19 protein-coding genes are annotated in these 24,928 nt (G+C 60.9%); 8 read left to right on the top strand and 11 right to left on the bottom strand.

Annotation, left to right across the window (positions count from 1 at the left end; genetic code table 11):
• Positions 1 to 4: 4 nt before the first annotated feature.
• Positions 5 to 802 (bottom strand): 3'(2'),5'-bisphosphate nucleotidase CysQ, encoded by a 798-nt coding sequence (gene cysQ, locus DL237_RS03540; RefSeq protein WP_119397637.1) that lies wholly within the window; start codon positions 800 to 802, stop codon positions 5 to 7.
• Positions 803 to 959: 157 nt separating this feature from the next.
• Here cysQ and DL237_RS03535 point away from each other — a divergent pair, with 157 nt between their 5' ends.
• A complete protein-coding gene (locus tag DL237_RS03535) occupies positions 960 to 1,781 on the top strand; it encodes an ABC transporter permease (protein WP_119397690.1) in 822 nt (273 codons plus the stop codon).
• 133 nt (positions 1,782 to 1,914) lie between these two features.
• On the opposite strand, the gene DL237_RS03530 is transcribed toward DL237_RS03535, so the two are convergent.
• Positions 1,915 to 2,514, bottom strand: coding sequence for an alpha-ketoglutarate-dependent dioxygenase AlkB family protein (locus DL237_RS03530; RefSeq protein ID WP_119397636.1), 600 nt, complete (start codon positions 2,512 to 2,514; stop codon positions 1,915 to 1,917).
• 253 nt (positions 2,515 to 2,767) lie between these two features.
• Here DL237_RS03530 and dnaK point away from each other — a divergent pair, with 253 nt between their 5' ends.
• The 3 genes from dnaK to radC all read left to right on the top strand — a co-directional run bounded on the left by dnaK (position 2,768) and on the right by radC (position 7,101).
• Entirely contained in the window at positions 2,768 to 4,678 is a 1,911-nt protein-coding gene (dnaK, locus tag DL237_RS03525; RefSeq protein WP_119397635.1) for a molecular chaperone DnaK, read from the top strand.
• An 86-nt stretch (positions 4,679 to 4,764) separates the two neighbouring features.
• A complete protein-coding gene (dnaJ, locus tag DL237_RS03520) occupies positions 4,765 to 5,913 on the top strand; it encodes a molecular chaperone DnaJ (RefSeq protein ID WP_119397634.1) in 1,149 nt (382 codons plus the stop codon).
• A 426-nt stretch (positions 5,914 to 6,339) separates the two neighbouring features.
• Positions 6,340 to 7,101: a RadC family protein gene (gene radC, locus DL237_RS03515; RefSeq protein WP_119397633.1), complete on the top strand. Its 762-nt coding sequence runs from the start codon at positions 6,340 to 6,342 to the stop codon at positions 7,099 to 7,101.
• Positions 7,102 to 7,152: 51 nt separating this feature from the next.
• On the opposite strand, the gene DL237_RS03510 is transcribed toward radC, so the two are convergent.
• A complete protein-coding gene (locus DL237_RS03510; protein ID WP_119397632.1) occupies positions 7,153 to 7,575 on the bottom strand; it encodes a GlcG/HbpS family heme-binding protein in 423 nt (140 codons plus the stop codon).
• A complete protein-coding gene (locus DL237_RS03505; protein ID WP_119397631.1) occupies positions 7,572 to 9,725 on the bottom strand; it encodes a malate synthase G in 2,154 nt (717 codons plus the stop codon). The genes DL237_RS03510 and DL237_RS03505 overlap by 4 nt, the downstream gene beginning before the upstream one ends.
• 117 nt (positions 9,726 to 9,842) lie before the next feature.
• Here DL237_RS03505 and DL237_RS03500 point away from each other — a divergent pair, with 117 nt between their 5' ends.
• The gene (locus tag DL237_RS03500; RefSeq protein ID WP_119397630.1) at positions 9,843 to 10,613 is read left to right on the top strand and encodes an IclR family transcriptional regulator; all 771 of its coding nucleotides are present in this window, start codon (positions 9,843 to 9,845) and stop codon (positions 10,611 to 10,613) included.
• On the opposite strand, the gene DL237_RS03495 is transcribed toward DL237_RS03500, so the two are convergent.
• Positions 10,610 to 12,169 (bottom strand): phosphate ABC transporter substrate-binding/OmpA family protein, encoded by a 1,560-nt coding sequence (locus DL237_RS03495; RefSeq protein ID WP_119397629.1) that lies wholly within the window; start codon positions 12,167 to 12,169, stop codon positions 10,610 to 10,612. The two genes, DL237_RS03500 and DL237_RS03495, sit on opposite strands and share 4 nt — an antisense overlap.
• Before the next feature lie 170 nt (positions 12,170 to 12,339).
• Positions 12,340 to 15,060 carry a preprotein translocase subunit SecA gene (gene secA / locus DL237_RS03490; protein WP_119397628.1) on the bottom strand — a complete coding sequence of 907 codons (2,721 nt, stop codon included), beginning with the start codon at positions 15,058 to 15,060 and terminating at the stop codon, positions 12,340 to 12,342.
• A gap of 175 nt (positions 15,061 to 15,235) precedes the next feature.
• On the opposite strand from secA, the gene DL237_RS03485 reads away from it, so the two are divergent.
• Genes DL237_RS03485 through DL237_RS03475 form a run of 3 tightly spaced genes read left to right on the top strand, consistent with a single transcriptional unit; the run spans position 15,236 to position 17,787 of the window.
• On the top strand, positions 15,236 to 16,153 hold the full coding sequence (locus DL237_RS03485) for a peptidylprolyl isomerase (RefSeq protein ID WP_199671938.1): 918 nt from the start codon (positions 15,236 to 15,238) through the stop codon (positions 16,151 to 16,153).
• A gap of 6 nt (positions 16,154 to 16,159) precedes the next feature.
• Complete coding sequence (argJ, locus tag DL237_RS03480; RefSeq protein WP_119397627.1) at positions 16,160 to 17,389, top strand: bifunctional glutamate N-acetyltransferase/amino-acid acetyltransferase ArgJ; 1,230 nt, start codon at positions 16,160 to 16,162, stop codon at positions 17,387 to 17,389.
• Positions 17,386 to 17,787, top strand: a complete 402-nt coding sequence (locus DL237_RS03475; protein WP_119397626.1) for a (deoxy)nucleoside triphosphate pyrophosphohydrolase — start codon at positions 17,386 to 17,388, stop codon at positions 17,785 to 17,787. Before argJ ends, DL237_RS03475 begins: the two co-directional genes overlap by 4 nt.
• A gap of 590 nt (positions 17,788 to 18,377) precedes the next feature.
• On the opposite strand, the gene infB is transcribed toward DL237_RS03475, so the two are convergent.
• From infB to pip, 5 genes are all read right to left on the bottom strand, one after another.
• Positions 18,378 to 20,882: a translation initiation factor IF-2 gene (infB, locus tag DL237_RS03470; protein ID WP_119397625.1), complete on the bottom strand. Its 2,505-nt coding sequence runs from the start codon at positions 20,880 to 20,882 to the stop codon at positions 18,378 to 18,380.
• Positions 20,883 to 20,924: 42 nt separating this feature from the next.
• Complete coding sequence (locus DL237_RS03465) at positions 20,925 to 21,515, bottom strand: RNA-binding protein (protein ID WP_119397624.1); 591 nt, start codon at positions 21,513 to 21,515, stop codon at positions 20,925 to 20,927.
• 24 nt (positions 21,516 to 21,539) lie between these two features.
• Positions 21,540 to 23,162, bottom strand: coding sequence for a transcription termination factor NusA (nusA, locus tag DL237_RS03460; protein ID WP_119397623.1), 1,623 nt, complete (start codon positions 23,160 to 23,162; stop codon positions 21,540 to 21,542).
• A gap of 5 nt (positions 23,163 to 23,167) precedes the next feature.
• A complete protein-coding gene (gene rimP, locus DL237_RS03455) occupies positions 23,168 to 23,752 on the bottom strand; it encodes a ribosome maturation factor RimP (protein ID WP_119397622.1) in 585 nt (194 codons plus the stop codon).
• Positions 23,753 to 23,952: 200 nt separating this feature from the next.
• The gene (gene pip / locus DL237_RS03450) at positions 23,953 to 24,921 is read right to left on the bottom strand and encodes a prolyl aminopeptidase (RefSeq protein ID WP_119397621.1); all 969 of its coding nucleotides are present in this window, start codon (positions 24,919 to 24,921) and stop codon (positions 23,953 to 23,955) included.
• Positions 24,922 to 24,928 lie beyond the last annotated feature (7 nt).

The following is a 24,928-nucleotide window of genomic DNA, read 5'->3' as shown; positions in this document are numbered from 1 at the left end:
TGGATCAGGCCTTTTTCAGATCCACGCCGGGGGCGTAGGCGATAAAGAACGAATTGGCATAGCCATCCTTGCCGTAGGCCAGCGGCGCGTGGGTGTCGAAATCCACCACCGCGCCCCCCGCACCGGCCAGCACCGCGTGACCCGCCGCCGTATCCCACTCCATCGTGCGCCCGACGCGCGGATACAGGTCCGCCTCGCCCGTGGCGACCAGGCAGAACTTCAGCGACGACCCCGCCGAGGTGCTGTCCTTGACGCTATACTTGTTGATGTAATCTTCCGTCGCCTGATCGCGGTGCGATTTCGACGCGACGACCACCAGCGCGTCGTTGTCCGGGCTGGACACCCTGATCGGCGTGACCTCACCCACCGTGTCGACGTCAAAGGGCGCGGCTTCCTCCACCGTCGTGCCATCGGCCAGGGTATAGAACATGCGGTCCTTGGCGGGCGCATAGACCACGCCGCGTGTCGGAGTGCCGTTTTCGACCAGCGCGATATTGACCGTGAAATCGCCGCGCCGGTTGATGAATTCCTTGGTGCCGTCCAGCGGATCGACGATCAGGAACGTGGCCGCGCTTTCCTTGTGCGACTCGGCCTGTTCCTCGGTCACCAGCAGCACGTCGGGAAATTCCGCGCGCAGCCCTGCCGAAATCAGCGCATCTGCCGCTTCATCCGCTGCCGTCACCGGACTGTCGTCCGACTTCGTCTTCACCTCGAAATCATCTGCGTTGTAAATTTCCATGATCTTGTCACCGGCTTGCAAGGCCAGCTTGCGCATCACGCGGGTAAGCTTTTCGAAATCCAAAAGTTTCTCCTTCAGGTCTTTCAGAGCAGGTTCGTTAACCACTCTGCAACTATCCCGGCCATAATTGATTGGGACATTCGGACAAGTTATGTTGCACTGGTCCCCCGACGGCAAGACTTCCTTGGGCGACGACCCCGATCCCGACAGGCAGGTGCGCATGTTTCAGCAAAGAGCGAACGAGACCCGCCTGCAATCCGCCGTTTCGATGGTCGAGCTGATCTTTCACAGCAGCGCCCACACCATCCGAAAGGGGCACCGCAATGCCGTGATGTCGATCGTGACGAACATGGTGCGCGTCATCTTGCTGATCGTCATATTCTATCTGCTCTATACCGTGCTGGGGCTGCGGCGGGCGGCCATTCGCGGCGACTTCGTGCTGTTCATGATGTCCGGCGTCTTTATCTACATGACCCACGTGCGTACCGTCAGTGCCGTCATGGGGTCCGAAGGCCCGGCCTCTCCGATGATGAAACATGCGCCGATGAACACGATCGTCTCCATCGCCGCCGCCGCCATCTCGACACTATATATACAGGTGCTGACGATGGCGCTGATCCTGTTCGTATACTACGTCGCCATCTCGCACTTCTCGATCCAGGATCCGGCAGGAGCCTTTGGCTGCATCCTGGTCGCGTGGCTATACGGTATCGCGGTCGGCACGGTCTTTCTGGCGCTGAAACCCTGGGCGCCGGAAATCACCGGCATCCTTTCCACCGTCTACCAGCGCGCCAACATGATTGCGTCGGGCAAGATGTTCGTGGCCAACCAGATCAATCCCAAGATGCGCAACCTGTTCGACTGGAACCCCCTGTACCATTCCATCGACCAGGCGCGCGGCGACATCTTCATCAACTACAACCCGCACTTTTCCTCGCTCAGCTATGCGCTCTATGTCGCGCTGGCACTGTTCTGCATCGGCATGATCGGTGAATTCTACACCTCGCGCCGCGCCTCCATCTCCTGGGATGCCCGGCGCTAGGCCGCACCCCGGCGCAACCACCGCCCTTCACATCACGCCCTTCACATCACGCCCATCACGTCACGCCCGGCCCGGCCCGGCCCGACAAATCACCCCGTCAAATCACCCCGCCAAATCATCCCGGCAACTCAGCTCAGTCCACCACGCGGCAGGTCAGGTTGATCCGCCCGCCCCGTGCCAGCAGGGTCGATGATCCCGGCCGGATGCGGTCAATGCCGTGGTGCAGCAATCGCGACGCCCCCGTCAGCATGGCCACATCGCCCGAGGCCAGCCAGATCGATTCGGTCTTGCCGCCGCGCGCCTCGTTGCCGATGCGGAACAACCCGTCATCGCCCAGCGACACCGACATCACCGGCCAGGTGAAATCGGCCTCGTCGCGATCCTGATGCAACCCCATGCGCGCCGTCTCGCCATAGTAATTGATCAGGCAGCAGTCCGGGGCGCGCGCAAGGCCGGTCAGATCGTGCCACAGCGCCAGCACGCTGGGCGGAATGGGCGGCCAGGCCCCACCGTCGGGATGGCGCGCCTCATAGCGATAGCCCCGCGCGTCGGAATACCAGCCGTACTTGCCCGCCGATGTCATGCGCACCGACATCTCCTTGCCCCAGCGGGTTTTCGGCGAAAACAGCGGTGCCGCCGCCTGAACCGCGCGCAATTCTTCCACCATCGCCTCCTGTGCCGGGCGATCCAGAATGTGCTGGTGTATTTCGACACCCCGAATGTTCAACGGCATGATCCTGCCTCCTCTTCCGCCTGCGCCTTGTGTCCTTGACCATTCAACGGCCAGGCATTCACCGAAGCGGGTAAAAATGGTGCTTTTTTGCCGTCTGCCCCCCCGTGAGCGGCTTGCAGGCCACAGACCCCCTCCTTATATACGCCCAGAAGCTAGCCAGACAGGCTCTCTGGCTGCTGCAACCGGATCGGGACGCAGATGCCGGAATGGGTCAGCGCCCGAAATATCGCCTTAAGTAGAAGGGATCGAAAACATGTCCAAAGTGATCGGTATCGACCTCGGCACCACCAACTCCTGCGTGGCCATCATGGATGGTTCGCAACCCAAGGTGATCGAGAACTCCGAAGGTGCACGCACCACCCCGTCCATCGTCGCCTTTTCCGACGAGGAACGCCTTGTCGGCCAATCCGCCAAGCGGCAGGCCGTGACCAATGCCTCCAACACCATCTTCGGCGTCAAGCGCCTGATCGGTCGCCGTTTCGACGACCCGGATCTGGCCAAGGACAAGAAGAACCTGCCGTTCAACGTCATTGATGGCGGCAACGGCGACGCATGGGTCGAATCCAAGGGCGAGAAATACTCCCCCTCCCAGATTTCCGCCTTCATCCTCGGCAAGATGAAGGAAACCGCCGAATCGTACCTCGGCGAAGAAGTGACGCAAGCCGTCATCACCGTGCCTGCCTATTTCAACGACGCCCAGCGTCAGGCCACCAAGGACGCCGGCAAGATCGCCGGTCTCGAGGTGCTGCGCATCATCAACGAACCGACGGCTGCCGCGCTGGCCTATGGTCTCGACAAGAAGGAAACGCAGACGATCGCGGTCTATGACCTCGGCGGCGGGACCTTCGATGTCACGATCCTGGAAATCGACGACGGCCTGTTCGAAGTGAAATCCACCAACGGCGACACGTTCTTGGGTGGTGAAGACTTCGACATGCGCATCGTCAACTACCTCGCCGGTGAGTTCAAGAAAGAGCACAACGTCGACCTGACGCAGGACAAGATGGCCCTGCAACGGCTGAAGGAAGCCGCCGAGAAGGCCAAGATCGAACTGTCCAGCTCCAGCCAGACCGAAATCAACCAGCCGTTCATCTCGATGGGCTCGAACGGCCAGCCGCTGCACATGGTCATGAAACTGACCCGTTCCAAGCTGGAACAGCTGGTCGGTGACCTGATCAAGGCCTCGATGAAGCCCTGCCAGGCCGCTCTGAAAGACGCCGGTCTCTCGACCTCCGACATTGACGAAGTCGTTCTGGTCGGCGGTATGACCCGTATGCCGAAAGTGGTCGAGGAAGTGACCAAGTTCTTCGGCAAGGAGCCGCACAAGGGCGTGAACCCGGACGAAGTCGTCGCCCTCGGCGCCGCCATCCAGGCCGGTGTTCTGCAAGGCGACGTGAAAGACGTCGTCCTGCTCGACGTGACGCCGCTGAGCTTGGGTATCGAAACGCTGGGCGGTGTCTTCACCCGTCTGATCGACCGCAACACGACGATCCCGACCAAGAAATCCCAGGTCTTCTCGACCGCCGAGGATCATCAGAACGCCGTGACCATCCGCGTCTTCCAGGGCGAACGGGAAATGGCGGCCGACAACAAGATGCTCGGCCAGTTCAACCTTGAGGATATCCCCCCCGCTCCGCGCGGCATGCCCCAGATCGAAGTGACCTTCGACATCGACGCCAACGGCATCGTGTCCGTCGGCGCCAAGGACAAGGGCACCAACAAGGAGCAGAAGATCACGATCCAGGCCTCCGGCGGTCTGTCCGAAGCCGACATCGAGAAGATGGTCAAGGACGCCGAAGAAAACGCCGATGCCGACAAGGCGCGCAAGGATCTGGTCGAATCGACCAACCAGGCCGAAAGCCTCATCCACTCGACCGAGAAATCGCTCGAGGAGCATGGCGACAAGGTCGACCCGACCACTGTCGAGGCCATCGAACTGGCCGTGGCCGCGCTCAAGGACGAGATCGAGAGCAAGAACCCCGACAAGATCCGCGCGGGCATCCAGAACGTGACCGAAGCGGCGATGAAGCTGGGCGAAGCCATCTACAAGGCGCAATCGGCTGAGTCCGACGACGAACCCGCCGCGGCAGATGCCGGTAATACCTCGGACGACGATATCGTCGATGCCGACTTCGAGGACCTGGATGACAACAAGCGTGGGTAAGTTGCACCGACGCTGAGGAACCTCTGAGGCCGGTCCTCCCCTCGGGCGGGCCGGCCTTATCCGTTCCAAGGAAGGGATGACCTGAAGTGGCAAAACGCGATTATTACGACGTCCTCGGCCTCCAGAAGGGGGCCGCAGCGGATGAGATCAAGAAAGCCTATCGCTCCAAGGCGAAGGAACTGCACCCCGACCGCAATTCCGACAACCCGAAGGCAGAAGACCAGTTCAAGGAAGTGAACGAAGCCTACGAGGTGCTGAAGGATGCCGAGAAGAAGGCAGCCTATGACCGCTATGGCCACGCCGCCTTTGAGGGCGGCATGGGCGGCGGTCAGCGTCCCGGCGCCGGCGGTGCGGGCCAGGGTGATTTCGCCTCGGCCTTTTCGGATGTGTTCGACGACCTGTTCGGTGACTTCATGGGCGGGCGGCAGCCCGGTGGCCGCCAGCGCGCCACCCGAGGCGCCGACCTGCGCTACAACATGCGGATCACGCTTGAGGAGGCCTATTCGGGCCTGCAAAAGTCGATCAAGGTGCCGACCGCGGTCACCTGCACCAAATGCGAAGGCTCCGGTGCCGAAGGCGGTGGCGAACCGACCACCTGTCCCACCTGTGCCGGTATGGGCAAGGTGCGGGCGCAGCAGGGCTTTTTCACGGTGGAACGCACCTGCCCGACCTGTTCCGGCATGGGCCAGATCATCAAGAACCCCTGTTCGGTCTGCCATGGCCAGGGCCGCGTCGAACGCGACCGTGCGCTTTCGGTGAACATTCCCGCAGGCGTGGAAACCGGCACGCGCATCCGCCTGGGCGGCGAGGGCGAAGCCGGGATGCGCGGCGGTCCGTCCGGCGACCTCTACATCTTTATCGAGGTGGCCAAGCACGCGATCTTCGAGCGCGAGGGCAACAACCTGTTCTGCCGGGTGCCCGTGTCGATGACCACGGCCGCGCTCAGCGGCGATATCGAGGTGCCCACGATCGACGGTGGACGCAGCCGAGTCAAGATTCCCGAAGGCAGCCAGTCTGGCCGCCAGATGCGCCTGCGTTCCAAGGGGATGCCCGCGCTGCGCGGCGGTGGGTATGGCGACATGTTCATCGAAATGGCGGTCGAGACCCCGGTGAACCTGACCGGCCGTCAAAAGGAACTTCTGCGCGAATTCGAGGATCTCTCGGAAGAGAACAATCCCGAGAGCGAAGGTTTCTTTCGCTCGGTGAAGAACTTCTGGGATTCGATGAAGGGCTGAGGCGGCAATCACTTTTCCCGATCAGTCAGACAGGATGAGGGCGGCCCACGGGCCGCCCTTTCTTGATCGAGCCGGATTGTGCGCCTGCGGCGCGCTGCCTGTGCCGAGTGGTTTTCCCGTTGGGAAAACCGCTCGTGTTGCCTCCGGCGGGGGTATTTTCGGCCAGATGACAAGGCGCCACCGCCGACGGCGGCAGGCTGCGGGGGTGGTGCCGTGGGCTGGCACAGGTCCCGCGATGGTCCTCTGCCGTGGCGATTTTTTCACCGTTCAGATACCGCTCTGATACCGTCAGGATACCGACGTTGGATTCCAGCGTTTTCAACGGCTTGAGCCGTCATTTTCCCGCGATGCCGACGTCGGTGCCCCGCAGGGTGTCCACGGCAGGCATTAACCACTTGCTAACCGGCGTCGCGCATCCTCTGAGGCATGACTCGACCGCCCGCCTTTCACGAAGCATCCCTGCCCCTGTTCGACGCCGATGAGGTCGCGTTGACCCCTCTGCCGGCCGGGCGGCTGCCCTCCTATATCCGGGATCATCGCAAGCGATTGCGCACGCGCTTCATGGCCGGTGGTGCCGCAGCGCTTCCCGACTACGAGATGCTGGAGCTGGTGTTGTTTCGTGCCAATGCGCGGCAGGACATGAAGCCGCTTGCCCATGCCCTTCTGGAAAGCTTCGGCGATTTCAACGGTGTGCTGACCGCGCCGCCGGATCGGCTCATGGCGGTCAGCGGGGTCGGGGATGCCATCATATGCGAATTGAAGCTGATCGAGGCGGCAGCGCAACGATTGGCGCGGGCGCGGATCATGCAGAAACAGGTGCTGAGTTCATGGGACGCGCTGCTGGATTATTGCCACATGACCATGTCGCATCGAGAGACCGAGCAGTTCCGGGTGCTCTATCTCGATCGCAAGAACGTGCTGATCGAGGACGAGGAGCAGGCGCGGGGCACCGTCGATCATGTTCCGGTCTATCCGCGCGAAGTGGTGAAACGCGCCCTTCAGATCAATGCCAGTGCCTTGATATTGGTGCACAATCATCCATCCGGTGATCCGACCCCGTCGGAGGCGGATATCGACATGACTGCCCAGGTCGAAGCGGCGGCAAAGGCGCTTGGGATCACCCTGCACGACCATATCATCATCGGCAAATCGCGCGAACTCAGCTTTCGCGCCGATGGGTATCTCTAGGCCCGTCTGGCCCGCCGGCACGCGCCGGCAGGTCAGTCGGTCCCGGATCCGTCAGAGGCTGGCGAGGAAGGCGTCTACGCCGGCGCGCGCCACCTGCATGTCCTGATCAGCGGTGCCGGAGCTCACTCCGATGCCGCCAACGCAGGCGCCGTCGACCATGACGGGCAAGCCACCGCCCACCACCATGAGGCGACCGCCGATTGCAGAGGCGATGCCGTAGGCCGGGGCGCCCGGCTGACTGGCCGCGCCGTAGTCATGCGTCGCGCGTTTCGCCCCGGAGGCGGTAAAGCTCTTGTCGATGGCGATGGTGATCGAGGTGACCTTGCCACCATCCATCCGTTCGAAGGCGACGAGGTTGCCGCCTTCGTCGGTGATCGCGATACACATCGGCACCCCGATTTCGGTCGCGCAGGCACGTGCCCCGGCGAGCATCAGCTGCGCATCTGCGGCGTCAAGACGCTGAACCGAGATCATGCCGCCTCTCCCTTCGCTTGCCGGCGGCGGGCGTGCAGCACCGGCTCGGTATACCCGGAAGGTTGCTGAACCCCCTTGAAAACAAGGTCGCGGGCGGCCTGAATGGCAACCCCGTCAAACCCGGGTGCCATCGGCGTATAGGCCGGATCATCCGCATTCTGGGCGTCGACCTTGACCGCCATGCGTTGCAGGGCATCCTCGACCTCGGTCTCGGTGATCAGCCCGTGCAGCAACCAGTTCGCAAGATATTGCGACGAGATCCGCAGCGTTGCGCGATCCTCCATCAGGCCGACGTCATGGATATCGGGCACCTTGGAACAGCCGACACCCTGGTCGATCCAACGCACGACATAGCCCAGGATGCCCTGGCAATTGTTCTCAAGGTCGCGCGTGACCTCGGCCTCGGTCAGGTTGCGGCCCCCCAGCAAGGGCGGGCGCAGCAGGTCATCCAGGCTGGCACGCTGGCGCGATTTCAGCGCGTCCTGGCGGGCAAAGACATCGACCTGATGGTAATGCGTGGCGTGCAGCGTGGCGGCCGTGGGCGACGGCACCCAGGCGGTATTGGCGCCGCTCATCGGGTGGCCCAGCTTGGCCGTCAGCATTTCGGACATGACATCCGGTTTCGCCCACATGCCCTTGCCGATCTGGCCCTTGCCCTGCATGCCTGTCGCAAGGCCAGCATCGACATTGCCGTTTTCATAGGCCGTGAGCCAGGCGGCGTCCTTCATCTCGCCCTTCGGAACAAAGGCACCGGCCTGCATCGACGTGTGGATCTCGTCCCCGGTGCGATCAAGGAAGCCGGTGTTGATGAAGACCAGCCGATCCTTAACCGCACGGATACATTCGCGCAGGTTGACCGAGGTGCGGCGCTCTTCGTCCATCACGCCGAGCTTTACCGTATTGCGCGGCAACCCCAGGATATCTTCGACCCCGGCATAGAGCGCGTCGGCAAAGGCAACCTCCTCGGGGCCGTGCATCTTGGGCTTGACCACATAGACGGAGCCGCAGCGAGAGTTGCGCAGCCCGTCGGTCTTGTTCAGGTCATGCAGGGCTGCGGTGACCGTCAGCAGCGCGTCGAGCATCCCTTCCGGGGTTTCTTCGCCCTCGAACTTGACGGCGTCCGTCGTCATCAGGTGGCCGACATTGCGCACCAGCATCAAGGCCCGTCCGGGCAGCGACAAAGGATCACCATTCGGTGCAATCAATGCCATGTCGGGGTTCAGTGCCCGGGTCATCTCCTTGCCACCCTTCACGAATGTCTCGCTCAGGTCGCCTTTCATCAGGCCCAGCCAATTGGCATAAACCGCAGTCTTGTCTGCCGCGTCGACCGCGGCGACGCTGTCTTCACAGTCCTGAATGGCGGTGATCGCGCTTTCCAGCAGCACGTCACGCAGACCGCTTGGGCTGTCCTTGCCGACCGGGTGCGCCGGATCGATGACCAGGCCGATATGCAACGCGTTGTGGCGCAGCATGTAGGTGGCCGTGGCGCCATCCTCGACATAGCCGACAAAGATCGACGGATCCTTGAAGCCATGGGCTGTCCCGTCCACCTCGGCCACAAGGCGATCGCCGTCGCGACGGTAGGCCGTGACGGAGGCGTGGCTGGCGCTTTTCAACGGCACGGCAAGATCCAGGAATTCAGCAGACCAGGTCACCGCCTGTTGTCCGCGCACGGGGACGTACCCCTTGCCCTCGGGCGCACCGGGCAGCGCGTCCGTGCCATACAGCGCGTCGTAGAGCGACCCCCAACGGGCGTTTGCAGCGTTCAGGGCAAAGCGGGCGTTCATCACCGGCACGACCAACTGCGGACCGGGAATTGTCGCGATCTCGGGGTCGACATTTTCGGTGCCGATCTCAAAGTCCGGACCTTCGGGCACGATATACCCGATGTCCGTCAGAAATGCCCTGTAGGCCGCGGCATCCCAGCGTTGGCCCTTGCGGGTGATCAGCCAGGCGTCGATCTGGCGTTGCAGGTTTTCACGGACCTCAAGCAGGCGCAGGTTTTCGGGCACCAGCCGCGCCAGCAGGGCAGCATAGCCCTGCCACAGACGATCGGCATCGATATCCAGTCCGTCCAGCATTCGGGTTTCGACCAGATCGGCCAGTTCAGCGGCAACCGACAGGCCCGCGCGTGTCACATATTGGGTCATGGCATCTCTCCTGATCTCGTTGAGGGCACCATACTCTGCATGGCGCGCTGTGCGATCAGATTTGCGCCGCTTTCCACGATGTGGAAAGGATTGAACGGGATTTGGAAAGGACCACGGATGGGTGACAGTCAGATCGTGCAATCTGTCGACCGCGCACTGACCTTGTTGGAGCATATCGCAGGCGAGCCTGATGGCCTGCGCCTGTCCGAAGCCGCACGGCGTGCAGGCCTGGCGGCCTCCACCGCGCACCGGCTTCTGACCACGCTGGAACAACGCGGCTTTTTGCAATCGGACGCACATTCAGGCCATTGGCATATCGGGCGGCGGGCCCATACCGTCGGGGCGGCCTATGCCCTGTCGCGGAATCTGGTGGCGCCTGCGATCCCGTTCTTGCGCAGGCTCAGGGATGCCACTCATGAGACGGCAAATCTTGGTGTGATCGAGGATGGCGAGGTCGTGACCCTCAGCCAGGTGGAAAGTCGAGAGATCGTGCGTGCCATTTCCCCACCGGGGGGGCGTGTGCCGGTGCTGTGCTCGGGAATGGGAAAGGCAATTCTGGCGACCCGGCCCGATACCGAGATCGAACGCCTGGTGCGCCGCCACGGTTTTCGCGCAGCAACATCGCACAGCCTGACGGATCGCTCTGCCACTCAGACCGAAATCGCCCGTATCCGAAAGTGCGGCTATGCGGTGGATGACGAGGAATACGTGATAGGGCTGCGCTGTGTCGCCGCCGTTGTCTGGGGCCCGGAGGGTGAACCGGTCTGCGCCGTCTCGGTTTCCGGCCTGGCCGCGCGCATGACGCCGGAAAAGGTGGCCCGGTGCGGCGACATCGTGAAACGGATCGCCGCCGACCTGTCACAGGCAATGGGTGGCCGTGCACCCTAGCGGATCCAGACCTCGACACGCCGATTGATCTTGCGCCCCCAGGCGCTGTCGTCGCAGGCCATTGGCATCGCTTCACCAAAGGCATCCGCGGTCAGGTTGATACGGGCCGTGTCAATGGTTTGCCCTGCCGCCAGAACCGCCCGTAGCACCGCCTCGGCCCTCTGGGCGGCGATCACGCGGTTGGCCTCGGCGGGGCCGTCACTGTCCGAGAAACCGGCAAACAGCACCTGCCGGCCATCGTATTGGCCACTTTCCAGCGCGCGTGCCATCAAGGCCACGTTTGACCTCGACTGCGCGTCAAGCTGGGCTGAGCCTGCCTGAAACCGGAACGATGTCGTCAGGCGCGTCATTCCGGCAAGCGTGGTCATCATGCGCTGCAACTCTTCCAGCGGCACCTCTTGCCCAGCCTGGCGGATCGCGTTGGCCAAACGATCACCCTGAGCGTCGATGGGTACCTCTTCTGGCAGCTGGTCGACGAAACCGGCACGCCGGATCACGTATTGCGCGTGGGCACTCCCGGTGTAGCCAAGGAATTCGCGCGCAAGCTTGGGCAAACGGATCGCGGGCTGATACAGGAACACCGGCGCGGTCATCGGATAATCTTCGGTCTTGGCGTTGCGCGGCGTGGCGGTGAGCGTGGCACCGCAGGCCCCACCCACGGCAAGGCGCATTGCCGTCCCTGTCTCGCTGGCAGACGATATGCCGATGGCAAACGGATCGGCCAACACGGCCTCACGCAGACCGGCGTCGCTATCATGCTGCACCGCCTGGTCGGACAGTACCGCACCGACCGGCGTCAGCAACGTATCTTCCACCGCCTGTCCCAGACCGGAGGTCGTCGCACGCAGATGGACAGAAATGGGCGCATCTGGCCCACCAAGCTGGCTCCAATTGTCGAATTCGCCCGACAGGACGCGGGCCAGATCCGGCATGGAAATGGTGTGCACGGAATTGCCCGGCGCCACGATCGGCACCAATGCGTCCAGTGCCAATACACGAAAGCGCCCTTTTTGCCGCAGATCGCCCAGCCCCCCGGCGATGGCCGCCCTGATCTCGGGCTTGCGGATCTCGCGCAGCGCCATCACCAGATCCGTGCCTTCGTTCAGCAGATCATCAAATCCCGCATCTGTATTGCTGCTCGTGATCGTGAACTTGCCTGCGACACGATTCTGCGTGGCCTCGGTCAGCGTATACAGGATGCTGTTCGGCGCCACCTCCTCGCGTCGCAGGCTGTAGCCGTATCGCAGCCCGAACCCTTCGACCAAAGCAGGCATCAGGACATTGCCAATCGTCGCCGCCCCCGAAATCGTCAGTTCGGCGACATAGTCATCCAGGTTTGGACACCCCGGACCATCACAAAGCACACCGGAGCCATCCAACGTCAGAACGCCGTACTCGGTATCAACGCGATAGAACTCTCCGTCGTAGCCCAGAAGGTTGCCGCCGACGGCAACCAGGCCGTCACGCGAAGTCAGGGTCACATCCTGCGAAACGGCGCTGCCCGCGATGGCCGCCAGAAAGAGTGCGGCGCAGCACACCGCACGTAGGAGTCGCATCAATAAACCTCGGGAACCCAGGACCACGTAGGCCGGAGTGTCGGGCCATCGCACCGATTTTTCAACCTACGAAAGGCGGTCGTGAATACGCCACAATGCCAGGGGCGGCCTGCGGCAGATTGGTGAGTGCACGGAGACCGGGGCACGTTCGCCCCGGCCATACTGCCCGCTCAGACGATTTCGCCGTGGCAATGCTTGAATTTCTTGCCAGATCCGCATGGGCAGGGTGCATTGCGTCCCGGTTCACCCCAGGTGGATTGGTCATTCTCGTCAAAGCCCGGTTGGGCACCTTCGTTGCCCGGCTCATCTGACGCAGCGGCCTCGGCTTTGTGAAAGGCATCGTCGACCGCGGCTTGCTGTGTTGCCATGCGCTGTTGCAGCATCTGGATCTGGGCCTGCTGCTCTTCTTCGGTCAGGGGGCGCACACGGCCCAGCGTTGCCGTCACGTCTTCGCGCAACCCATCCAGCATCGTTTCAAACAGGGCGAATGCCTCGTTCTTGTATTCGTTCAGCGGATCACGCTGTGCATACCCCCGGAAACCGACGACCGACCGCAGGTGCTCCAACGTCAGCAGGTGCTCACGCCATTTGCCGTCGATGGTTTGCAGCAGGATCTGCTTTTCGATCGTGCGCATGTTATCGGGGCCAAATGCGGCGGCTTTCTTGGCCATTGCTTCGTCGCTGGCCTTTTCAAGGCGCTCGATGATCGCCTCGTCATCCACGCCTTCTTCTCCGGCCCAATCGATCACCGGCACATCGATCCCCAGCTTTTCGATGCAGGCAACATAGAGACCTTCGGTATCCCACTGATCCGCGTAGGTTTTTGGCGGCATGTATTCGACAACCAGATCCTGAATCACCTCGTACCGCATATCCTGAGTGATCTCGGACACATCCTTGGCTTCCATGATCTCGCGGCGCTGGCTGAACACCAGTTTGCGCTGATCGTTCATCACGTCATCAAATTTCAGGACGTTCTTGCGCATGTCGAAGTTGCGACCTTCAACCTTCGCCTGCGCGCGTTCCAGAGACTTGTTCACCCACGGGTGGATGATCGCCTCACCTTCCTTCATACCGAGACCGGACAGCACCTTTTCAAGCCGTTCAGAACCGAAAATACGCATCAGGTCGTCTTCGAGCGACAGAAAGAAGCTCGACCGGCCGGGGTCGCCCTGGCGACCCGACCGCCCGCGCAGCTGATTGTCGATACGACGGCTTTCATGGCGCTCGGTTGCCAGAACATACAGGCCGCCGGCGGCTTTCACCTGCTCCTCGGCTTCGGTGTGTTCGGCTTCGATCTTGCTGCGCACCGCATCGGGGTCGGATTCGGGGTTGGCGGCAAGCGCCTCCATCACCTTCATCTCGACGTTGCCGCCCAGCTTGATGTCCGTGCCACGCCCCGCCATGTTCGTTGCAATGGTCACGGCGCCCAGCTTGCCTGCGTCGGCGACGATCTGGGCTTCCTGTTCGTGATGGCGTGCATTCAGCACGTTGTGCGGCAGCTTGGCCGCTTTCAGCAGATCGGACAAAAGCTCGGATTTTTCGATCGACGTCGTCCCGACCAGAACCGGCTGCCCCTTTGCATGAGATGTCTTGATCTCTTCGATGATTGCTTCGAATTTCTCGCGCTGCGTGCGGTAGATCGCGTCGTCGTTATCGATCCGCGCAATCGGCCGGTTTGTCGGCACTTCGACAACACCAAGGCCATAGATCTCGTGAAACTCGTCCGCCTCGGTCAGCGCCGTACCGGTCATGCCAGACAGCTTGTTGTAAAGGCGGAAATAATTCTGGAAGGTGACCTGTGCCAGCGTGACGTTTTCCGGCTGGATCTGAACGCCTTCCTTGGCTTCAATCGCCTGGTGCAGGCCATCAGACAGACGCCGACCCGCCATCATACGGCCCGTGAATTCATCCACCAGCACGACGTCGCCATCGCGCACGATGTAATGCTGGTCCTTCAGGAACAGCTTGTGCGCGCGCAAACCCTGGTTGACGTGGTGCACGATGGTCGTGCTTTCCGGGTCATACAGGGTCTGCCCCTCTTCCAGCAGGCCATGTTGATGCAAGAGCTGCTCAAGCAGTTCATTGCCCTCTTCCGAGAAGGTAACCGAGCGCTGCTTTTCATCTACAGCATAATGTTCTTCGGAAAGCTCGGGGATCAGCTTGTCGATCGCGACATACAGGTCGCTGCGGTCCTGCGACGGCCCGGAAATGATCAGCGGCGTACGTGCTTCGTCGATCAGGATCGAATCCACCTCGTCCACGATCGCAAAGTTGTGTTCGCGCTGGTAGAGGTCGTTCAGGTCCGACTTCATGTTGTCGCGCAGATAATCGAACCCGAGTTCATTGTTCGTCGCATAGGTGATGTCGCTGGCATAGGCGGCCTTCTTGTCGGCATCCGACTGTCCCGGGTGGACGACCCCGGTGGTCAGGCCGAGAAAGCCGTAGACGTTGCTCATCCATTCGGCGTCGCGCTTGGCCAGATAGTCGTTCACGGTGACAACGTGCACACCCTTGCCGCTCAGCGCGTTCAGATAGGCCGGGAAGGTCGCCACAAGGGTCTTGCCCTCACCCGTCTTCATTTCAGCGATGTTGCCGCGGTGCATAAAGATGCCCCCCAGCAGCTGCACATCAAAGGCACGCAGGCCGATCGCGCGGCGGGCGCCTTCGCGGCAGTTTGCAAAAGCCTCCGGCAACAGATCGTCCAGGCTTTCGCCCTCTGCGGCGCGTTTTTTGAATTCATTGGTTTTTTCGACCAATTGCGCATCTGTCAGGGCCTTGAACTCGGCCTCCAGTGCGTTGATTTTCGCGACCAGTGGGCGCGTCGCCTTCACCAGCCGTTCGTTCGGGGTCCCGAAGACCTTCTTGGCGAGTGTTCCGATACCCAGCATAATCTATGTTCCGCTCTCTGACGCCATCGTGTTTCGGGCCCGGCTTGTGCGTTACGATCAGGACCCATACAAAAGGCCCGAACCGGCCGTCCGCCCCTTTGCCATAAGGCGATGTAGTGGGCGGGTCCATAAGTGTCAACGCCGCGCCCCAGTGCGGCAATGCAAAGGAAAACCCATGTTGCACCGTCTCGCATGCGCCGCCGTTCTGGTGGTTTCGATGCCGATCGCGTCATTTTCGCAGGACGCTGCCGCACCGACGGCAACCCCCGAAACCAGCGCAGCTGACTCAGCTGCACCTGCTCAGGACGCTACGGACAAGCCAGTTACCGCCGATACGGTCGTGGCAACCGTTGGCGGCACCGACATTACGCTCGGCCACCTGGTCACGGCGCGCGCGTCGCTGCCCGAACAATACCAGCAAATGCCCGCGAACCTGCTGTTTCCTGGGCTTTTGAGCCAGCTGATCAACCAGACTGTGTTGGAACAGGCGTTTACGGGCGAGGTGCCCAAAGGTGTGCAGGTCTCTCTCGACAATACGCGCCGCTCCATGATGGCCGCTGTTTCGTTGGCAGATTATCTGGAAACCGCAGTCACCGATGAGATGGTGCAGAAGGAATACAACGCCGAATACGGCGACGGCTATGAACCGAAAGAGGAATACCACGCCGCGCATATCCTGGTGAAAACCGAAGACGAAGCGAAAGACCTGATCAAGCAATACAACGATGGCACCGATTTCGGCAAACTCGCCCGCGACAATTCGACCGGGCCGTCCGGCCCCAACGGCGGCGATCTGGGGTGGTTCAGCGAAGGCATGATGGTGAAACCCTTCGAAGATGCGGTCAAGACGCTGGAACCCGGTCAGGTCAGCGAACCCGTGCAGACCCAGTTCGGCTGGCATGTGATCGAGCTGATCGAGACCCGCAAGCAGGCGCCTGAACTGGCCGATGTTGAGGGCGAGATCCGCTCCAAACTGCAGGAGCAGGTCACCAACGCCTATATTGACGAACTCGTCGCAAAGGCCGATGTGGACAAGAGCGCATCCGAAGGTATCGACCCTTCGGTTCTGGACAACACTGGTCTTTTGGAGTGATCCCCAATGGCGGGCAAATATCCCACGTCTCCCCTCGCACCGACTTCCTTTCCGGCGCTGCCGGTCATTGATGGTGTTCGTTTCGCAACCGTGGAAGCGGGCGTACGATACAAGGGGCGCAAAGATGTGATGCTCGCCAGTTTGGCCCCCGGCTCAACCATGGCCGGGGTCTTTACGCGCTCAGCGACACGATCCGCGCCCGTGTTGGATTGCCAGGAAAAGATCGGCCTGGACAGCACTGGTGGCGCGGCAATCGTCGTGAATTCCGGCAATGCCAATGCGTTCACCGGCAAGAACGGCATCGAAGCGACGCGCGCCGTGACGACTGCCGCAGCGGCCGCGCTCGGGATCGAGGAAAGCCGTGTGTTTTCCTCTTCGACCGGAGTGATCGGAGAGCCGCTGCCACATGACCGAGTGACCGCGAAACTTGATGATCTCGTCGCATCCCTTGATGCGGGCAAGATCGAAGAAGCCGCGCACGCCATCATGACCACCGACACCTTTCCCAAGGGCGCCACGACACAGGTCGACCTTCCCGGGGGCACGGTTAAGATAGCCGGGATCGCCAAGGGTTCCGGCATGATCGCGCCGGACATGGCCACGATGTTGGTCTACATCTTCACCGACGCGCGAATTGAACGCTCGGTGCTGCAGGACATGCTATCGGCTCTGACCGACATCACGTTCAATTGCATCACGGTCGACAGCGACACGTCGACGTCAGACACCCTTCTCATGGGCGCAACCGGCGCCTCGGGTGTGGAGGTCACCGCAGACAGCACCACCTTCCTGGACGCACTGCGTGGGGTCATGATGGACCTGGCGCACCAGGTCGTCAAAGATGGCGAGGGTGCAACCAAGTTTGTCGAGATCCATGTGTCGGGTGCGGCCTCTGACACCGATGCCAAGACCCACGCCATGGCCATCGCCAATTCGCCACTGATCAAGACCGCTATCGCCGGCGAAGATCCGAACTGGGGTCGCGTCGTCATGGCGATCGGCAAGAGCGGTGCGCTGGCTGATCGCGATCTGCTGACGATCCGTTTCGATGATGTCCTGGTTGCCGAAAATGGCTGGGTCTCGCCCACCTACAAGGAAGAACAGGGGGCCGCGGTGATGAAGCAGCAGGAGATCAAGATCTCAGTGGACCTTGGCCTGGGGGGAGGTAGCAGCACCGTCTGGACCTGTGATCTGACCCACGGCTACATTTCGATCAACGCGGATTACCGATCTTGACCAAGGTCGTACTGGTTTCGGCTGTAGCCCTGATTGATGTAGATGGGCGTGTTCTTCTGGCGCAACGCCCCGAAGGCAAGAGCCTTGCCGGGATGTGGGAATTCCCCGGCGGCAAGGTAGAGCCGGGCGAGAGCCCCGAAGTCGCGCTGATCCGGGAACTGAAAGAGGAGCTTGGTATCGACACATGGTCGTCGTGCCTGGCCCCCCTGACATTCGCCAGCCATGCCTATGATGATTTTCATCTGCTGATGCCGCTGTTCGCCTGCCGGCGGTGGGATGGTGTGCCGCACGGCAAGGAAGGGCAGAAACTCGCGTGGGCGCGTGTCTCGGAGTTTTCCAAGTATCCGATGCCTCCCGCCGACGTGCCGCTTATCCCGATCCTTCGAGATTGGCTCTGAGCCGCGAATCATCTCGCTGCGAGAGATCAAGTCGTTGCCGCAGGGTAAGGGCATATTTTTGATGAATATTAGGCACTTGCCCAAAACTTAAACGCACAACACCTTGCTGGAATGTGTTTTGAGGCGATGAATGCGGCGGCGCAGCATCTTCCTCTGCATTGCGGCGTGAATTTACGCAGATTTTATGACGAAATAGTTAAGAATGAGTATTTTTTAGATGATTTGTTAACAACCTCCGAGATACAATTGGGGAAGCAACATTAAAGGGGGCTAGGATTGACAATGCTGAAGACCATCACAGTGGGCACATGTGTTTCCGTTCAAGGCACGTTCGTACGTGCGCTCCCGAACGGGAAAGTCGAAGTACGTGTGGGCGAGAAACTGTTCGCGGGTACGCCCGTTTCGCAGACCGCAGCAGCCTGAAATCAACGACTGAGCGATGACGAAAGGGCAGCCTGCGGGCTGCTCTTTTTCTTTTGCTTCACGGTTTCCCTCGTGTCGCGATGGTTCTGCTCTTCCAAATCCCGACCGCAAAAAAGGCCGCTCAATCCGAGCGGCCTTTTGTAATTTCAAACTGTGAGGGATGCGGATCAAAGTGTCCGCGTCACTTCCTCACGCGTGAAGATCTCGATCACATCGTTCGGGCGGACATCGTCATAGCTTTCAAACGCCATGCCGCATTCCTGTCCCGACTGTACTTCGGCAACTTCGTCCTTGAAGCGCTTCAACGTTTTCAGCGTGCCTTCGTGGATTACCACGTCGTCGCGCAGCAAACGTACGCCTGCGGAACGACGCGCAACGCCTTCGGTCACCAGGCACCCGGCAACCTTGCCGACGTTGGAAACCTTGAAGACCTCTTTGATCTTCGCATAGCCGATGAAGTGTTCGCGGATTTCCGCGGACAGCAAGCCCGAGGCCGCCGCCTTAACATCATCCACAAGGTCATAGATAACGCTGTAATAGCGGATCTCGACGCCCTTCTGGTTGGCTGACTGACGAGCGGGAGCGTTTGCCCGCACGTTGAAGCCAAACACCGGAGCACCGGATGCCTCGGCCAGACCGATATCGCTCTCGGTGATGGCGCCAACGCCGGAGTGCAGAACGCGAACGCGCACTTCGTCGTTGCCGATCTTTTCCATCGCCTGAACGATTGCCTCGGCAGACCCCTGAACGTCAGCCTTGACGATAACCGGCAGTTCATTGACGCTTTCGTCAGCCTTGGCTTTCGCCATCAGCTGTTCAAGCGTCGTACCGGCACCCGCAGCCGCACGTTTTTCGCGCGAAACGTTCGAACGATACTCGGCAATCTCACGGGCTTGCGCCTCGGTCGAAACCACGTTCAGAACATCACCTGCTTCTGGCGTACCGTTTAGGCCAAGCACCTCGACCGGAACTGACGGACCTGCTTCGGTCACGCGTTCGCCTTTGTCGTTCACCAGCGCACGGACCTTACCGTACTGCTCGCCCACGACGAAGATATCGCCTTGCTTCAGCGTCCCGTTCTGAACAAGAACGGTCGCAACAGGGCCACGCCCCACATCAAGCTGAGCCTCGATCACCGCACCTTCGGCGGGGCGATCCGGGTTGGCTTTCAACTCGAGGATCTCAGCCTGAAGCGCGATGGATTCAAGCAATTCGTCGAGGCCCTGACCGGTAATGGCCGAAACTTCCACGTCCTGAACGTCACCCGACATCTTTTCGACGACGATCTCATGCTGAAGCAACTCGGCACGCACCTTGTCGGCATTTGCCGCAGGTTTGTCGCACTTGTTGATCGCCACGATCATCGGCACTTTCGCCGCTTTCGCGTGATTGATCGCTTCGATCGTCTGCGGCATGACCGAGTCATCGGCAGCCACAACCAGGATAACAATATCCGTCACGTGGGCACCGCGCGAGCGCATCGAGGTGAAGGCCGCGTGACCCGGTGTGTCGAGGAACGACAGAACCGCACCGCTGTCGGTGGTAACCTGATAGGCCCCGATGTGCTGGGTGATACCGCCGGCTTCGCCAGCAACGACTTTCGTCTTGCGGATCGCATCAAGCAGAGAGGTCTTGCCGTGGTCAACGTGACCCATGATCGTGATGACCGGCGGGCGCGATTTCAGATCCTTGGGATCATCTTCGGTTTGCTGGATCACATCTTCGACGTCTGAATCCGACACGCGCACCATGCGATGGCCGAATTCTTCGACGATCAGCTCAGCAGTATCCTGATCGAGCGTCTGGTTCTGCGTGACCATCATACCCATTTTCATGAGCGATTTAACCACATCAGCCACACGTTCCGCCATGCGGTTTGCAAGTTCCGACACCATGATGGCGTCAGGCACCTGCACATCGCGCACAACTTTTTCCCGCTGGACGTTTCCGCCCATGGCTTTCTGACGCGCGCGCTCCTGCTTGCGCTTCATGGCGGCCATGGATTTCTGACGGCCGCCTTCGCCACCGGTCAGCGCCTGGTTCAGCGTCAGCTTGCCAGAGCGGCGGCCATCGTCACGCGCTTTTGCACGTCCGGAACGGTCGTCACGATCGCTGGCACGTTCGGGCGTTCCGCCCGGTTTGTTGACACGAGCAGCAGCGGTCTTGCCACCAACGTTGCGTGCAGGCTGGGCTTCTTCCGCGGGACCAGCGGCAGCCTGGGCAGCGGCGCGCTTGGCGGCCTCTTCCTCTTCGCGGCGTTTGCGCTCTTCCTCTTCGGCTTTCGCCTTGGCCTTTTCTTCGGCCTCGCGCTGCTCGCGCTCTTTCAATTCCATTTCTTCGCGGCGGCGCTGGCGTTCTTCTTCACGCTCACGTTCATCGCGCTCACGCTGCGCGGTTTCCTCGACCTCGCGCGCCTTGGCAGCCTGAACCGCCTTCAGCCGACGCTCCATCTCCGCGTCGGTAATCCCGGCGGGGCGTTTCGAGGGGTCACCCAGGGACGCGTTACCACCGCCCGCCTTGCCTGTACCCGGCTTGGGTACGACAACACGTTTGCGCTTGGTTTCCACCACGACGTTTTTGGTGCGCCCATGGCTGAAGCTCTGCTTCACGTTCCCTGGCCGGGACCCGCCGCCACGCACACCCAAAGTCTTTTTACCGTCGTTGTCGCTCATATGGCTCTTAATCCTTTCAGGCGGGACCCTCCCGCCTCTGCGTCAGACCCGCAGGCCCTTAAGCCTTGCGGCTTCCTCTACAACACGTTTGCTCAAACCGCCAGTTCCTAAGGCGGCGTGTATGACAGTTTCCCTGCCAAAGGCCAAGCCCAGCTCATTCGAGGTGAGCCAGCCGATAAATTTGCCCATGTAGGGCGTAGACAGCTTGGACTTGCCACGCTCTGATCCATCCGAGGATTGGATCAGGACTTCGGCCACGTCCTTGGACAGCCAGTCTTTTACTTTTTCATATCCCGCGACCGCGTCACCCGATTTACGGGCCAGCGCCAACAGGTCAGTCACACGCCGCAGCAATTGGTCTTCGACCAGATCCGCCAAACCGTCGGGCAGCGTCACCTGAGTCTTTGCCGCCCGCGCAAACAGCTTTTTCTTCACCGCCGCTTCGATCGCATCACGATTCGCTGACACCCAGATGCCCCGCCCCGGCAGTTTCTCAAACACATCCGGTACGATCAGGCCATCAGGACTGACAACGAAACGGACGAGGCCGCCAACCGGCTGCACCTCTCCCGTCACGATACATTTACGTTCAGGACCGTCGCCGTGGTCCTTGTTTGTGCCGCCGCGTGTCATATTCGGCACCTCCGAACCGAGGCCTTAGGCCTCGGCCTCCTCCGCATCGCCATCTTCTTCGGCGTCTTCTTCAACATCAGGCTCAAGCTCGGACGGATCCACCCAGCCCAGAAGGACACGGGCGGACATCACAAGGTGCTGCGCCTCTTCGAGGGACATCTCGAATTTCTCGAGAAGACCCTCATCCTTGACGCGTTCGCCGTTTACAGTGGTCCAGCCGCCAGCGAGCTCCCAATCGGCGCAGGTGGCGAAATCCTCGAGGGTCTTAACACCATCTTCGGCCAATGCCTCCACCATTTGGGGCGTAAGTCCGTCGAATTCAATAAGGCTGTCCTCGGCACCCAGTTCACGAGCGTGATCAAGCGCCGCCTTTGCCTGTGCTTCCAGGTTGTCGCGCGCACGCGCCTGCAATTCGGCTGCGGTATCCGTATCGACACCGTCGATCACCAGCAGTTCGTCCACCTCGACATAGGCAACTTCTTCGAGGTTGGTGAAGCCTTCGGACACCAGCAGCTGCGCAAAGAATTCATCGACATCCAGCGCATCCATGAACAACTTGGTGCGGATCTCGAATTCCTTCTGACGACGGGCGGATTCTTCGGCCTCGGTCATGATGTCGATGTCGAGGCCGGTCAGCTGCGACGCAAGGCGCACGTTCTGGCCGCGACGACCGATGGCAAGGCTCAGTTGCTCTTCCGGTACGACGACTTCGATGCGCTCTGCTTCCTCGTCGAGAACCACCTTGGTGACTTCCGCCGGTTGCAACGCGTTCACAAGGAACGTCGGCATGTCTTCCGACCACGGGATGATGTCGATTTTCTCGCCCTGAAGCTCGTTCACGACGGCTTGAACGCGGCTGCCGCGCATACCCACGCAGGCCCCGACAGGGTCGATCGAACTGTCAAACGAGATGACCGCGATCTTCGCGCGCGAACCGGGGTCACGTGCGACTGCCTTGATCTCGATGATGCCATCGTAGATCTCGGGCACTTCCATCTTGAAAAGTTCGGCCATGAATTGCGGATCGGTACGGCTGAGGAAGATCTGCGGGCCGCGGGCTTCGCGCCGCACGTCCTTGATATAGCAGCGGATCCGATCGTTCGGGCGATAGCTTTCGCGGCCGATCTTTTCGTTGCGGCGCAGGATGGCTTCGCCACGACCCACGTCGACGATGACGTTGCCATATTCTTCGCGCTTGACCTGACCGTTGATGATCGTGCCGGCACGATCCTTGAATTCTTCGTACTGACGATCGCGCTCAGCCTCGCGGACCTTTTGCAGGATGACCTGCTTGGCGGATTGGGCCGCGATCCGGCCCATTTCCACAGGTGGCACCTCTTCAACGAATGTCTGACCGATTTGCGGATCAGCCATGTATTGCTTGGCCTGCTTGACGGTCATCTCGGCCTGGTAGTTTTCAAGCTCTTCGTCGCCGACAACCGTGCGCACGCGGGTGAAGGTGGCGCGACCTGTCTTCCGGTCGATCTTGACACGGATGTCCATTTCGCTGCCATAGCGGCTCTTTGCTGCACGGGCGAGGGATTCTTCCATCGCTTCGACGACCAGACCTGGGTCGATCATCTTTTCGCGGGCAACAGCTTCGGCAGTTTGCAGCAGCTCAAGCTGGTTTGCAGAGGTGATGGCCATTCTTCTCAGTCCTCCTGGGAGTCCGGATCGGTCTCGATCTCGTCAAAACTGTCTTCATTCAGAACGCCCGCATCCTTGCGAGCCTTCAGCATTTCCTTGATCAACTCGTCCGTCAGCACCAGCTTGGCATCAACCAGCCAGTCGAACTCCAGACCCACGGTCACTTCTTCGCCGCGATCCTCGATATTGATCAGAACCTCGTCCCCTTCGACCCCGGCAAGGATGCCTTTGAAGCGTTTTCGGCCGCCAACCATTTCAGCGGTCTCAAGCCGTGCTTCATAGCCCTCGAATGTATCGAAATCCTTCAGGCGGGTCAGCGGCCGGTCAATTCCCGGGCTGGATACTTCGAGGTTGTAGTTGTCGCTGACCGGGTCCTCGACATCGAGAATGGCCGAGACAGCGGTCGAAATCCTGGCGCATTCGTCCACTTCGATACCGCCGCCGGGGCGTTCCGCCATGATTTGCAGCGTCTTGGTTTCACCGCCCATAAGGCGAATGCGAACCAGTTCGAATCCCATGTCCTCGATCACGGGGGTGACGATCTCGGCCAGGCGGGTATCGATTGTGGTCTTGGCGATCAGGTCGGTCATGGAATATCCGGGCACAAAAAAACGGGCGCGCGGCCCGTCGTTGCTTCCGGTGGAGCGTTGGTTCCAAGAGGCACCGACACGCCGCTGATGACCGGCATATACGCCGAGGTCTGACGAATCGCAAGGGGGAAAGGAAATTGGCGCCCCGAAGCGGCGCCAAGCCTCCGGCGGGGATACTTTGAACAGGGAAACGAACGGGGTCAGTCGTTGGCAATGCGGTTCATCACCCGAACTAGTTCGGCGGAAATGCCCGGCTCTGAAAGGGCATGGCCAGCATCCCCGATCATGCGCAGGTCCGCGAGTGGCAGTTTCGCGGCGAGCGCGTAGGCCATACGGGGCGGGCAGATCATGTCGAAACGGCCCTGCACGATGTAGCAGGGGATATGAGCGATGCGATCGGCCTGTTTCAGAAGCTGACCTTCCTCGAGCCAGCCGAGGTGAGTGAAATAGTGGTTTTCGAGGCGCGCGAAGGCCCTGGCATACTGTCCTGGAGGTTCACCGCCGTTGCCGTTGCTGGACATGGATGCCAGGGCATTTTCCCAAGCCGACCATGCCTTGGCATACTTTATTTCCTCGGCCTGGTTTCCACTGAACAGCCGGCGATGATAGGCGCCAATCATGTCCCCCTGTTCATCAGGCGGAATGAGGTCGGCAAAGCGCGACCAGGTTTCCGGCCAGAAGGCCGCCGCGCCGCCGCCGTAGAACCAGTCCAGTTCCGACTGCGTCATCATGAAGACGCCACGCAGGGCCAGATGCGTGACACGATCGGGGTGCGCCTGCGCATAGATCAACGCCAAGGTGGCGCCCCAGCTGCCACCGAAAACGACCCATGTGTCGATCCCCAGGGTTTCGCGGATCAGTTCGATATCACGCACCAGATGCCAGGTTGTGTTGTCGATGACGCTGGCGTGGGGCCGGGAGCGCCCGCAACCGCGCTGATCGAACAATATCACCCGGTAATGATCTGGGTCGAAATAGCGGCGCATGGCGGGTGAGCAGCCGCCCCCCGGGCCGCCGTGCAGCACCACGACCGGCTGGCCCGCCGGATTGCCGGATTGCTCGACGTAAATGCTATGGCCTTGCCCGACGTCCAGCATCTGCTGGTCGAACGGGTCCGTGGCTGGGTACAACACTTGCCCTGCGCGCATTTGGCCCGAGTTTCTATCCATGATTGTC

The sequence above is a fragment of the Pseudooceanicola sediminis genome, assembly GCF_003575965.1.
Taxonomy (GTDB): Bacteria; Pseudomonadota; Alphaproteobacteria; order Rhodobacterales; family Rhodobacteraceae; genus Pseudooceanicola; species Pseudooceanicola sediminis.
Note: the sequence above shows the minus strand (reverse complement) of the source record. Positions and strands in the feature narration are given on the sequence as shown.